We start from the raw sequence: 12,353 nt of genomic DNA on the forward strand, positions 1-12,353 counted from the left end.
AGGCGGCGTGGGGCGGACGCCGGGAGGTCGTGGTGATGGACGAGCTGCTGGAGCCCTCGTTGGGGGCCCGGATCAAGGTGGTAGGGGTCGGGGGTGGTGGCGGCAACGCGATCAACACGATGATCGCGGCGGGGTTGCCCGGGGTCGACTTCATCGCGGCCAACACCGATGCGCAGGCGCTGCGCGCCAACCTGGCCCCGGTCAAGATTCAGCTCGGTGAGAAGCTGACGCGCGGCCTCGGCGCCGGCGGCAACCCGGAGATCGGCAAGCGTGCGGCGCTCGAAGACGTCGAGCGCATGGCCGAGTACCTCCAGGGCGCCGACATGATCTTCGTCACCGCCGGCATGGGCGGCGGCACGGGGACGGGCGCCGCGCCGGTCGTCGCCAAGGTCGCGAAGGAAATCGGCTGCCTCACCGTCGGCGTGGTGACGAAGCCCTTCACCTTCGAGGGCAAGCGGCGCGGCAAGCAGGCGGAAGAGGGGCTGCGCGAGCTCAAGAACAGCGTCGACACGCTGATCGCGATCCCGAACCAGCGCCTGCTGAACGTCGCCGGACGCAACTCGTCGATCCTCGAGACCTTCAAGAAGGCCGACGACGTGTTGCTCCAGGCGGTGCGCGGCATCGCCGACCTGATCACGGTCCACGGCCTCATCAACCTCGACTTCGCCGACGTCCGCGCGATCATGTCCGAGATGGGCATGGCGATGATGGGCGCCGCGCTCGCCGCTGGCGAGAACCGTGCCATCGAGGCCGCGCAGCGCGCGATCTCGAGCCCGCTGCTCGAAGACGTCCGCATCGAGGGCGCCCGCGGCGTGCTCATCAACATCACCGGCGGCCCCGACCTCACGCTGCACGAGGTCAACGAGGCCGCCTCGCTCATCCAGGAAGAGGCCGACGACGACGCCAACATCATCTTCGGCGCCGTCATCGACGAGTCGATGGGCGACGAGGTGCGCATCACCGTCATCGCCACCGGCTTCGGCGAGCCCGCCGGCGCGACGCGCCCCGTGCCGGTCGCGCGTCCCCGCGTGCCGGTCGAGCCGGCGTCGGACATGCGCGGCATGTCGACCACGCCGGACGGCCGTCCGATCGTGCGCCACGGTCTTCGCGAGCCCGAGGACGAGCTCGAGGTGCCGACCTGGCAGCGCCGCCAGCAGGCCGCGCCGCCCCCGCCGCCTCCGCCGCCCGCGATCGAGCGCCCGGCGGCCACCCGGCGCCCGCTCGCGAACGGCGCGGACACGGACGACGTCGACTACGACGTCCCCAGCTTCCTCCGCCGCGGCGCGGACTGATCAGACGTCGTCGTCGGCCGGTCTGCCGGGCAGCAGGTCGGCGACGGCGATGGCCACGTCGGGGAGCGCGACGAGCGACAGGGTCTCGTCTTCTGCCGCGACACGGATGTCGCGGTAGAGCCCTGCGGCCGCGTCGGGCCGGCGGTAGACCTCGACGCGCCCGTGCCGCAGGTTGACGATCCAGTACTCGGGGACCTCGTTGCGCGCGTAGAGTGCGGCCTTGGTGAGGCGGTCGGTCGCGAGCGAGGTGTCGGCGACCTCGACGACGAGCAGCGCCGCATTCGGGTGGCGCTTCCAGTAGTCGTCGGAGCTGCCCGTGACGACCGCGACGTCGGGCTCGGGCGCCGAGCGGAGGCTTGCCACGTAGGTGGATTGCCCGCGCACGATCGCCCGTCCTCCGACGGCGAGGATCAGTCGTTGCATGAGGATGGAGACCGCATTCGCGTGCGGCGGGTTCGCCGGCGGCATGGGGACGATCACCCCCTCGAGCAGCTCCACGCGATCGTCCGGTCCGAGCACACCGTCCTCGACGAGACGGAAGTACTCCTCGACCGTGTATGGCCCGGGTCGGCTCGGCAGGCTGGGGGCGGGCGTCGACATGCGGCGACCGTAGTCCCGCCACCCGGCGGCGACAATCCCTGGATGCGGACGTCCCGGCGCACCCGGTTCCGGCACGACGCCGGAGCGCAGCCGCGTGGTTGAGGCACCGCGGGGCCGGGGTTAAGGTCCCGCCCCTGGCGATGCCGCGTCCCACCGTGCCCGACCGTGCCGTGCGTCTCGCCGCCGAGCGCCGGCGCTTCGCTCCAGGCCCGCGCGGACCGCTCTCGATCTGCCTCGCCTATCCGAACGTCTATCCGGTGGCGATGGCGAACCTGGGCTTCCAGGCGGTCCACCGCATCCTGAACGACGACCCGCGGGTCACGGTCGACCGCGCCTTCCTGCCCGACGGCCCGCGCGCGCAGTGGCCGCGGCCGCTGCGCTCGTTCGAGGACGCGCGCCCGGTCGCCGACTTCGACCTGATCGCGCTCTCGGTCTCGTTCGAGACCGACTACCTCCACGTCCTCGACCTGCTCGAGCTCGCCGGCCTCGCCAAGCGTCGCCGCGACCGCGGCGAGCAGGCGCCCCTGGTCCTCGCGGGCGGCCCGGCGACGTTCCTGAACCCCGAGCCGCTGGCCGAGTTCGTCGATCTGTTCCTCGTCGGCGAGGCGGAGGAGATGCTGCCGGAGTTCCTCGCGCTGGCCGCCGGCGGCCCGCGCACGCGCGCCGCGCTCCTCGCCCGCACCGAAACCGTCGACGGCGCCTATCGTCCGGACCGCTTCACGCCCCGCTGGGACGAGGCCGGCCGCCTGGTCGCCTTCGACTACGACGGGCCGGCGAAGCCGCGCGTCACGCGACGCTACCTCGCGCGCCTCGACCCGGTCACGACCGGCACCGAGATCCTCACCGACGAGGCGGTCTTCGGCGACATGGTCGTGGTCGAGGCGAGCCGCGGCTGCGAGTGGGGCTGCCGCTTCTGCGCCGCCGGCTACATGTACCGCCCCGTGCGCTATCGCAGCCCGGACGCGCTGCGGCCGCAGATCGCGCGCGGGCTCGCCGAGCGCCGCACGATCGGGCTGGTCGGCGCCGAGATGGCGACGCAGCCGGGCATCGCCGCCATGTGCCAGGAGATCGCGGCCGCCGGCGGGCGCGCGTCGCCCTCGTCGCTGAAGGCCGACCTCATCACCCCGAAGCTGGCCGCCGCGCTCGGGGCGGGCGGCGCGCGCTCGGTGACCGTCGCGCCCGAGGCGGGCTCGGAGCGCCTGCGCCGGGTCATCAACAAGAACCTCACCGAGGCCGAGATCCTGCGCGCCGCCGAGTGGCTCGTCGGCGGCGGCGTCGAGGCGCTGAAGCTCTACGTCATGGTCGGGCTGCCGACGGAGACCGACGCCGACGTCGACGCCATCGCCGACCTCGCGCAGCGCCTGCGGGCGCGGCTGATGGCCGGCGGCAAGCCGAAGGTCGGCCGCATCCTCGTCTCCATCAACCCGTTCGTGCCGAAACCGTGGACGCCGTTCCAGTGGGAGCCGATGGCCGCCCTCGGCGCGCTGAAGCGCACGCTCGCCCGCGTGCGTCGCCGCCTGTCCGCGATTCCCGCGCTCCAGGTCGAGACCGAGAGCCCGCGCGAGGGATACCTCCAGACGCTGCTCTCGCGCGGCGACCGCCGCGTCGCCGACGTCCTCGAGCGGCTCCAGGCGGCGCCCGACGACTGGTGGGCGACGTTGCGCGGGCTGCGCGGCGGCCGCGATGGCACCGTCGACCCGGACCGCTTCGTGCACCGGCCCTACGACGCCGACGAGCTGCTGCCGTGGGACTTCATCGACCACGGCGTCGACAAGCGCTACCTCCTCGCCGAGCGGCGCAAGGCCCATGCGGAGGTCCAGTCGCCGCCGTGCGATACCCACACCTGCCACAGCTGCGGCGCCTGCTGAGCCGCGCGACCATCCAGTTCGGGTTGCCGCCTCGAGAGGGCGGGTGGTAGCGTCCCCGGGTGGCCGCCTCGGAGGCACCACGCGGGCGTACCACTCCGGAGCTGGACGGCGTCGATCGCAACGCGCTCGTGGCGTCCGACGGCGTGTCGTTCCGCGATTTCCGCCGTCGCCTGACGCCGCGTTGGGGCGTGCTGTGGGGCGAGATCGCACTCGGCTTCGTCGGGCTGGCGGCCGCCGCGGCGCTGCCTTGCCTCACCCGCGACGCCGGGCTCGCAGGCGCCGCGGCGGGCACGCTCGCGGGCGGGCTCGGGATCGGCGTCGCGCTCGCCTATCTCGGCAACTTCTTCCACGAGGCGGCGCACTGGAACCTGGCGCCGTCGCGGGCGTGGAACGATCGCCTCGCGAACCTCCTCATCGGCCCGCTGATCCTCCAGGAGATCGAGCACTACCGCCGCGTCCATTTCACGCACCACCGCCACCTGGGGATGCCGGAGGATCAGGAGTACACCTACGTCCGTCCGCTCGACTGGTGGTTCGTGGCCTCCGGGCTCACCGGCCTCGCGGTGCTCGAGACGCTGTCGCGGCCGGCACCGCAGAGCGGCGGCCGGCGGCTGTCGGGGCGCGCGCTCGTGATGGCCCTGGTCGCGCACGGCAGCGTGCTCGGCGTCGCCGCGCTGGCGGGGCAATGGACGCTGGTGCTGGCGTGGCTCGGCGGCGCGGGGGCCGTGCTGCCCTTCGTCGCCGCGCTGCGCACGCTGCTCGAGCATCGCGACCTCGCGGCGCGGCCCGAGGTCGACTACCGCCGCGTGCCGCACGGCCCGGTGAACCGGCTCTTCGGCGACGGGGTGCTCGCGCGCACCCTCGGCAGCGCCGGCTTCAACCGGCACCTGCTGCACCACTGGGAGCCGCAGGTGCCGTGTACGCGGCTCGCCGACCTCGAGCGCTTCCTGCTGTCGACGCCGGCCGCGGACGACGTACGGCGCCATCGCACCACGTACGCCGCCACCTTCCGGGCGCTGCTCGTCCGTGTCCGCGACGTCTGACGCGCCTCGCTGCCTCGCCTGCGGCGCCGCCGGGGCGACGCCGTGGGCCGTGGCGCACGACGTCGAGTACGCGACCACGTCCGACGCGTTCCGCTATCTGCGCTGCCCCGCCTGCGCCGCGCTCTTCATCGACCCCGTGCCGCGCACGCGCCTCGCCGAGATATACCCGCCCACGTACTACACCGCCGCCGGCCCGGCGACGTCGCCCGTCGCGCGGGTGAAGGAGCACCTGGACGCCCGTCGCGTCCGGCGCCTGCTCGCCGGCATCCCCGGGGAGACACTCGCGGTGCTCGACGTCGGCGGCGGGCACGGCGGGCAGCTCGACCTCGTCCGCCGCGTCGATCCGCGCGTGCACCGCACGCAGCTCGTCGATCTCGCCCCCGGCGACGCGGACGCGCTCTACGCGCGCGGGCACGGCGTCTTCGCCGGTCGCATCGAGGACTTCACGACGCCCGAGCGCTTCGACCTGATCCTCCTCCTGAACCTCGTCGAGCACGTCGAGGACCCGGTGGGCGTGCTGGCGCACGTGCGCACGCTGCTCGCGCCCGGCGGCGTCGTCCTCGTCTCGACCCCCAACACCGACAGCCTCGACGCGCGCCTCTTCCGGCACCGCTCCTGGGCCGGCTACCACTGCCCGCGGCACTGGGTGCTGTTCACCGAGGCGTCGTTCCGGCGCGCGGCGCACGCCGCGGGCCTCGCGGTGGAGAGCTGCACGTACACGCAGGGCGCGCCGTTCTGGGCCGCGAGCGCGGTCGCGTGGCTCGCGGCCCGCGGCGTCGGCCGCATCACGACGACGACGCCCGCGGTCGCGCACCCGCTCTTCATGCCGCTGGCCGCGCTCTTCGCCGCCGTCGACTTCGCGCGCCGGCCGTTCGCGCGGACGTCGCAGATGGAGCTGCGGCTGGCGCGCGATCCGGCCTTCGACTAGACGGCGCCCAGGATGATCGCCGGCCTGGGCATCGACGTCTGCGACGTGGCGCGCATCCGCCGCGCGCTCGAGGCGCCGAGCGGCGCGCGCTTCCGCGCCCGCGTCTTCACGCCCGGCGAGCAGGCCTACTGCGAGGCCCGCAAGCGCGCCCGCTTCGAGAGCTACGCCGCCCGCTTCGCCGCCAAGGAAGCGGCGATGAAGGCGCTCGGCACCGGCTGGGGGGAGGGCGTCGTGTGGCACGACGTCGAGGTCGTGCGCGAGGGCGACGGGCCGCCGGCGCTGCGGCTGCACGGGGCCGCCGCGGCGCTGGCGCGCAGCCGGCGGCTCGGGCGCTGGCACGTGTCGCTGAGCCACACGGCCGAGGTGGCCGTCGCGTCGGTCATCGTGGAGACGGCTACGCGTCGGGCCGGGGGGCGGCGCGCGACGGCAGGAGCAGCAGCACCGCCACGGCCCACACGCCGCCGACGAGGCCGATGAGGAACCAGGACCGGGGCGGGCGGCCGTTGTTGACGGCGATGACCCGGCAGATGAAGGCGTCGCAGAGGTGGAGGATCACCATGGTCCCGAGCAGCGTCGGCAGGGGCAGAGGCCGGGCGACGAAGGCGAGTCCGCTCCACCAGCCGAGCAGCGTCTCGAGGCTCATGTTGCTTTCCGTCCGAACCGGGCGCCCGTATACTCGGTGCCGATCATGCTGAGCTCCAAGAAGCTCTCCGGCCTCGCCGAAGACCTGCTGTCGAACCCGCTCTTCGCGCAGGCCTTCGCGAGCGCGCTGCAGAAGGGCCTCGAGACCAAGGGCGCGTTCGACCGCAACGTCGCCAACGTGCTCTGGCTGCTGAACCTTCCGTCGCGCGCCGACCTGGGGAAGCTCATGACCAAGCTCGACGTGCTCCAGGGCCGCCTCGCCAACCTCGAGGTGAAGGTCGACAAGCTCGTCACCGCCGAGAAGCGACGGCGGCGTGCGTCGCGCAGGTCCGGCTCGGGCGACGCGTCGGCCTGAGCGCGTCTCATCGGCCCGCGCCCTGGGCGCTGGGCGCGGCGGGCGGATCGCCCGGCAGGAGCTCACGCGAGACCGCGACCAGCTCGTCGAGCGAGCCCGGCGCCTGCGCCAGCAGCGGCACGCGCGCCACGAGCGGCGCATCGGCCGTGCGCAGGAGCGGCGCCACGGTCGCGGTCTCGCGATCGGCGAGCGTGCGCAGCTCCTCGGCGACGCGCCGCAGGCGGCGCGCCAGCTCGGGGGAGACGCTCGCCGGCGGCTCGCTCGCCACCGCGTCCAGCCCCGGCGGCAGCGCGCGGTTCAGCACCACGCCGTGGACGCGCAGCCCGACGCCGCCGAGCGCCTGCGCGAGCGCGGCGGTCTCGTCGACGAGCCGCGGCTCCGGTGCGGTGACGAGCACGAGCGAGGTGTCGGCGCTGCGCAGGAGCGCGTCGGTGGCGGCGACGCGGGCGCGCAGCGCGTCGGTGAGGCCCTCGATGGCACGGATGAACTCGCCGATCTCGGACACGAGGCCGAGCCCGGTGAAGCGCTCGAGGCCGCGTAGCACGCCGGTCAGGAGGAGCTGCGCCAGCTTGGAGCCGGCCGACGGCAGGATGCTGGTCGGGTCCTTCAGGATGCCGAAGGCGCGCGAGTCGAGCAGGGCGACGAGACGCCGAGGAGCGTCGAGGAAGTCGACGGCGTGGCGCGAGGGCGGCGTGTCGACGACGAGCAGGTCGTAGTCGCGCTCGGTCGCGAGCCGGTACACGGCCTCGGCGGCCATGTACTCGGTCGTGCCGGCGAGCGTGCCCGAGAGGTTCTGGTAGAGGCGGTTCCGGAGGATGCGCTCGGCCTGCTCGCGGCTCGTCGTGAGGCCGCGCACCAGCTCGTCGAAGGTGCCCTTCACGTCGAGCAGCATGGCGTCGAGCGACCCGGCGGCGTCTGGCAGCGGGACGCGATGGGGCGCGCCGATCGCCTCGCCGAGCCCGAGCGCGTCCTTGAGCCGCTGCGCCGGGTCGACGGTGAGCACGACCGTACGCCGGCCGCGGCGGGCCGCGGCGACGGCGAGCGCGGCTGCGGTGGTCGTCTTGCCGACGCCGCCGCTGCCGACGCAGAGGAGGATGCGGCGCTCGGCCAGCAGCGTCTCGAGCGACGGCGTCGTCATGCCGCCAACCCGGCCGCGCCGGCGAGCGCGGCGGCGAGGGTGTCGATGCCGCCCGGCGCCTCGGGCCCGGCGGCGAGCAGCGGCAGGCGGACCGGGGCGCCGAGGGCGCGGCGCAGCGCGCATCTGCTGCGACGCGGCCCGCCGGCGCGCGAGCTGGAAGCGGGCCGCGTCGAGTCCAGGGATGCCGACGCCGCCGGCGTCGAGGCGTGCGAGCGCCGCCGCGTCGCCGGGCGCGAAGCGGCGCGGCGGCAGCGCGTTCACGATCGGCGGCGCGACCGGCAGCCCGAGCCCCGCGACGGCGCGGTGCAGCTCGATCGTCTCGCGCACGGCCAGCTCCTCGGGCGTCGTCACCACGCCGACCAGCGTCGTGTCCGGATCGGCGAGGCGGCGCTCCATGTCGTCGAGCAGCGAGCCGATCGGGCCGAGCCGCGCGAACGCACCGAGCGCGCGCGGCGCCGACAGCAGCGGCAGCGAATGGCCCGACGCGGGCGCGTCGACGACGACCACGTCGTATTGCCGGCGGCCCAGCCGCCGCGCGTCGAGGAAGCCGACCAGCCGATGCAGCACGACCAGCTCGGGCAGACCCGGCGCCGCCGCCGCCAGCACCTGGAACGACGTGCTCTCGAGAAGCCGCTTCGCGAGCAGCCGCAGGCGCAGCACGCCGAGGATGAAGTCGCCGAGCGCCTCCTCGGGCTCGACGACGACGGCCTGCACGCCGCGCCCGGCCGCCACCGGCTCCGGCCCGAGCGCCGGTGCCCCGAGCAACGCTCCCAGCCGGCCGCGGCCGATCTCGACGGCGAGCACGCGGCGCCCCGCACCGGCCAGCGCACGTGCCAGGGCAGCGGTGACCGCGCTCTTGCCGACGCCTCCCTTCCCGGTCACGACGACGAGCCGCTGTGCGGTGAGCGGAAGGTAAGCGGCCACTGGGGCGGGGTCTTAGCCGTGCGGGCCGGGCCGGTTCAACCGCTCGTTCGGCCTTGCAGCGGGACGAGCGGGCGGATACCCCTCACCCCCCGATGAGCACCAACGGCGACTTCAAACGCTTCACCGGCACCGCGGGCTACATCGCGTCGGGCCCCCTGGTCGACGCGGTCAACTGTGCGATCGCGCTCGAGCGACCGCTGCTCATCAAGGGCGAGCCCGGCACCGGCAAGACGGTGCTCGCGCGCCACGTCTCCGAGGGCCTCGGCATGCCGATGCTCCAGTGGCACATCAAGTCGACGAGCAAGGCGCACGAGGGCCTGTACGTCTACGACACCGTCCAGCGCCTGAACGACAGCCGCTTCGGCTCCGGCGACGTCGCGAACATCGGCCACTACATCAAGCTCGGCCCGCTCGGCCGCGCCTTCGCCGCCGACGAGCGTGTCGTGCTGCTCATCGACGAGGTCGACAAGGCCGACCTCGAGTTCCCGAACGACCTGCTGCGCGAGCTCGACGAGATGCGCTTCACCATCGTCGAGACCGGCGAGGAGGTCGTCGCGAAGCAGCGCCCCGTGGTGCTGATCACGTCGAACAACGAGAAGGAGCTGCCCGACGCGTTCCTGCGCCGGTGCGTGTTCCACTTCATCGACTTCCCCGACGTCGCCACGATGCGCAAGATCGTCGCCGTGCACCACCCGCACCTCGAGGCGAAGCTGCTCGACCAGGTGCTGATCAAGTTCTACTGGCTGCGCGAGCAGTCGGAGCTGCGGAAGAAGCCGTCGACGTCGGAGCTCGTCGACTGGATCAGCGTGCTCCTGCGCAGCGGCCTCACGCATGCGCAGCTGGAGGCGCACCTGCCGTTCCTCGGCGCGCTCCTCAAGAAGGAGCAGGACGTCGACGCGCTCCAGCGCTTCGACGAGCGCGGCGGCCGCTACCCGGCGAAGTGGGCCGACCTCGGCCCGCGCTACAACCAGTAGGCCGCCAGGGAGCGACGGTGTTCCTCGATCTCTTCTACGGGCTCAGGGACGAGGGGGTGCCGGTCGGCATCCAGGAGTGGCAGGCGTTCCTCACGGCGCTGGAGAAGAACCTGCACGGCTCGAGCCTGCTGCGCTTCTACCACCTAGGCCGCGCCTGCCTGGTGAAGAGCGAGACCTTCTTCGACGCCTACGACCGCACCTTCGCGCGCGTCTTTCGGGGCGTCGAGGGCGAGCTCGGCGACGAGGTCACCTCCAAGGTGATGGACTGGCTGCGCGATCCGAAGAACTTCCCGGATCTGTCGCCCGCGCAGCTCGCCGAGCTGATGAAGCTCGACAGCGACGAGCTCATGCGCAAGTTCCTCGAGACCCTCGCCGAGCAGACCGAGCGCCACGACGGCGGCGACAAGTGGGTCGGCACGGGCGGCAAGTCGCCCTACGGCCACGGCGGCCAGCACCCGACGGGCATCCGCGTCGGCGGCCCGGGGAAGAGCCGCTCGGCGATGAAGGTCGCCGAGGAGCGCAAGTTCAAGGACTACCGCACCGACGTCACGCTCGACATCCGCGCCACCAAGGTCGCGCTGCGCCGCCTGCGCCAGCTCACCCGCCTCGGCCAGCAGACCGAGCTCGATCTCGACGAGACCATCGACGAGACCTGCCGGAACGCCGGCGAGATCGAGCTGGTCTTCCGCGCGCCGCGCAAGAACGACGTCCGCCTGCTGCTGCTGCTCGACGTCGGCGGCACGATGGACCCGCACTTCGAGCCGGTCAGCTCGCTCCTCACCGCGTTGCACGAGGAGCGCGGGCTGCGCGACTTCCAGCCCTACTACTTCCACAACACGATCTACGATCAGCTCTACACCAAGGCGCGCATGCTGCGCATGGACGAGATCCCGACGGCCGACGTGCTGCGCAAGCTCGACTCGCGCTGGAAGGTCGTCATCGTCGGCGACGCCGCCATGCACCCCGCCGAGCTGATGGAGCCGAACGGCAACATCGATCCGCGCCGCATGGCGCAGACGGCGAGCATCGTCTGGCTCCAGCGCATCGCCCACCACTTCGAGCGCGTGGTGTGGATCAACCCCGAAGCGCCGACCGAGTGGGACTACACGCAGACGACGCGCGTGGTGAAGAAGCTCTTCCCGATGTTCCACCTGTCCGTCGACGGCATCGCCGCGGCGGTGCAGGCGCTGGTCGGCGCGCGGCACTGACGCGCGCCGCGCGTCACGCCGGCAGGCGCACGGCGGCGGCGAGGCCGGCGTGCACGGCGTCCGGCAGCGGCGCGCCGTCGACGGCGAGCCCGACCCGCGGCACGCCGCCCGCCATCGCATACGCCCGCCGCAGGACGCGGTCGTCCCACACGGTGGCGAGGTCGTAGCGCGGCAGCGACTGCGTCCGCCACGCGGCGCCCATGCCGCCGAGCCAGTAGGTCACGACCCGGTTCGCCACGTCGACGAAGGTCTGCGAGCCGTTCGGATCGTCGAGGAAGCCGTGGCGCGCGCCCTCGGGCGTCGCGCGGCGGCTCTCGAGCAGCCAGGCGAGCGACACCATGTCGTGCGCCACCACGGAGGGGCCGGCGATGACGAGCCCGGTCTCGGGCGCGAGCACGTAGCCGTCGTCGGGACCGAAGGTGGTGAGGACCTGCGTCGCGCTGGTCAGGACGAGACGCTGCTTCTCGCGCAGGGACGGCACCCAGTTGGCTTCGGCCGTCTTCGCCGAGAACGTCGCGGCGTCGCGGTGGTACTCGAGGCGCGAGTCGTGACGCCACCAGCCGACGGCGGCCTTCAGGCCGAGCGTGCTGCCGGCGAGGACGTGGCGCCCGCAGCGCGGCATGAGGACCACGTGGTCGACCTCGCGCAGGATGCGCGGCATCAGCACCGGCCCGACCCAGTCGGCGGCGCCGGCGGGCGTCTCGGGATCGAACGCGTCCCAGCCCGCCTCCTCGAAGGCGCGCAGCTCGCCGCCGGCCTCGGCGATCGCCCGTGCGAGGCCGGCGTCCTGCATGAGGGTGCGCGTGCTGCCGCTGCGGCGGTCCTTCGAGAAGCGCACGGCCTGCACGCCCGACATGTCGCCGACGAGGACGCGCCCCGCGCCGCGCTCGCGCAGCAGCTCGATCATGGCGCGCAGCGCGACGGGGTCGGTGGTGGCGGGGTAGGCGTTGCCGGAGTTGCACACCGGCTTCACCATCACCGTGTCGCCGCGGCCGAGCCACGCGAAGTCGGTGGCGGCGAGGGCGGCGCGGCGAACCGCGGCGGCGACCACCTCGGGGGCGGCGCCGCGGGGGACGCCGACGACGGTCACCGTCTCGTCCGCGCCGTAGGCGAGCGGCGGCCGTGGGGCAGGCTCGGCCGCGGCGCGCCCCCCGCGTGGCGCGAGCAGCGCGCCGGCGAGACCACCGGCGGCGGCACCGAAGCGGCGACGGCTGACGGGGGCGGGGCTCACGGGCGCCGAGTCTAGGCCGGGCGCTGGCCGGGCGCCACCGTGCTGGCGCATCCGCGCACACGGCGCCCCGACTCGACCTCGGAGCGGCACCGATCGGGTCGCCGGTCGCGCCTACGCTATTTTGCTTCTTGACGCGGACCCGCGCGCAGT

The 12,353-nt window shown here is 73.7% G+C and carries 12 protein-coding genes; 8 read left to right on the top strand and 4 right to left on the bottom strand.

Annotated elements, in window-relative coordinates; all coding sequences use genetic code 11:
- Positions 1-35: 35 nt before the first annotated feature.
- The gene (ftsZ, locus tag KIT14_16495; protein ID MCW5892121.1) at positions 36-1,292 is read left to right on the top strand and encodes a cell division protein FtsZ; all 1,257 of its coding nucleotides are present in this window, start codon (positions 36-38) and stop codon (positions 1,290-1,292) included.
- Here the strand turns inward: ftsZ and KIT14_16500 are convergent, their stop codons facing one another.
- Complete coding sequence (locus KIT14_16500) at positions 1,293-1,892, bottom strand: Uma2 family endonuclease (GenBank protein ID MCW5892122.1); 600 nt, start codon at positions 1,890-1,892, stop codon at positions 1,293-1,295. It lies immediately after the preceding gene.
- Between the two features lie 140 nt (positions 1,893-2,032).
- On the opposite strand from KIT14_16500, the gene KIT14_16505 reads away from it, so the two are divergent.
- The 4 genes from KIT14_16505 to KIT14_16520 are packed head-to-tail and all read left to right on the top strand — an operon-like array spanning position 2,033 to position 6,208.
- Positions 2,033-3,760 (top strand): radical SAM protein, encoded by a 1,728-nt coding sequence (locus tag KIT14_16505; GenBank protein MCW5892123.1) that lies wholly within the window; start codon positions 2,033-2,035, stop codon positions 3,758-3,760.
- Positions 3,761-3,819: 59 nt separating this feature from the next.
- The gene (locus KIT14_16510) at positions 3,820-4,803 is read left to right on the top strand and encodes a fatty acid desaturase (GenBank protein MCW5892124.1); all 984 of its coding nucleotides are present in this window, start codon (positions 3,820-3,822) and stop codon (positions 4,801-4,803) included.
- 49 nt (positions 4,804-4,852) lie between these two features.
- Positions 4,853-5,731 (top strand): class I SAM-dependent methyltransferase, encoded by an 879-nt coding sequence (locus KIT14_16515; GenBank protein ID MCW5892125.1) that lies wholly within the window; start codon positions 4,853-4,855, stop codon positions 5,729-5,731.
- A gap of 12 nt (positions 5,732-5,743) precedes the next feature.
- A complete protein-coding gene (locus tag KIT14_16520; GenBank protein MCW5892126.1) occupies positions 5,744-6,208 on the top strand; it encodes a holo-ACP synthase in 465 nt (154 codons plus the stop codon).
- On the opposite strand, the gene KIT14_16525 is transcribed toward KIT14_16520, so the two are convergent.
- The gene (locus KIT14_16525) at positions 6,126-6,374 is read right to left on the bottom strand and encodes a hypothetical protein (GenBank protein ID MCW5892127.1); all 249 of its coding nucleotides are present in this window, start codon (positions 6,372-6,374) and stop codon (positions 6,126-6,128) included. The genes KIT14_16520 and KIT14_16525 overlap by 83 nt on opposite strands.
- Before the next feature lie 36 nt (positions 6,375-6,410).
- Between KIT14_16525 and KIT14_16530 the strand changes: the two genes are divergently transcribed.
- The gene (locus tag KIT14_16530) at positions 6,411-6,728 is read left to right on the top strand and encodes a hypothetical protein (GenBank protein MCW5892128.1); all 318 of its coding nucleotides are present in this window, start codon (positions 6,411-6,413) and stop codon (positions 6,726-6,728) included.
- Between the two features lie 7 nt (positions 6,729-6,735).
- Here KIT14_16530 and KIT14_16535 read toward each other — a convergent pair whose 3' ends face one another.
- Positions 6,736-8,790 carry an AAA family ATPase gene (locus KIT14_16535; protein ID MCW5892129.1) on the bottom strand — a complete coding sequence of 685 codons (2,055 nt, stop codon included), beginning with the start codon at positions 8,788-8,790 and terminating at the stop codon, positions 6,736-6,738.
- Between the two features lie 92 nt (positions 8,791-8,882).
- Between KIT14_16535 and KIT14_16540 the strand changes: the two genes are divergently transcribed.
- Positions 8,883-9,764, top strand: coding sequence for a MoxR family ATPase (locus tag KIT14_16540; GenBank protein ID MCW5892130.1), 882 nt, complete (start codon positions 8,883-8,885; stop codon positions 9,762-9,764).
- A gap of 17 nt (positions 9,765-9,781) precedes the next feature.
- Positions 9,782-10,972, top strand: a complete 1,191-nt coding sequence (locus tag KIT14_16545; protein MCW5892131.1) for a VWA domain-containing protein — start codon at positions 9,782-9,784, stop codon at positions 10,970-10,972.
- 13 nt (positions 10,973-10,985) lie between these two features.
- On the opposite strand, the gene KIT14_16550 is transcribed toward KIT14_16545, so the two are convergent.
- Positions 10,986-12,203: a DUF362 domain-containing protein gene (locus KIT14_16550; GenBank protein ID MCW5892132.1), complete on the bottom strand. Its 1,218-nt coding sequence runs from the start codon at positions 12,201-12,203 to the stop codon at positions 10,986-10,988.
- Between the last annotated feature and the right edge of the window lie 150 nt (positions 12,204-12,353).

It is taken from the genome of bacterium, assembly GCA_026129405.1.
GTDB lineage: Bacteria > Desulfobacterota > Binatia > DP-6 > DP-6 > JAHCID01.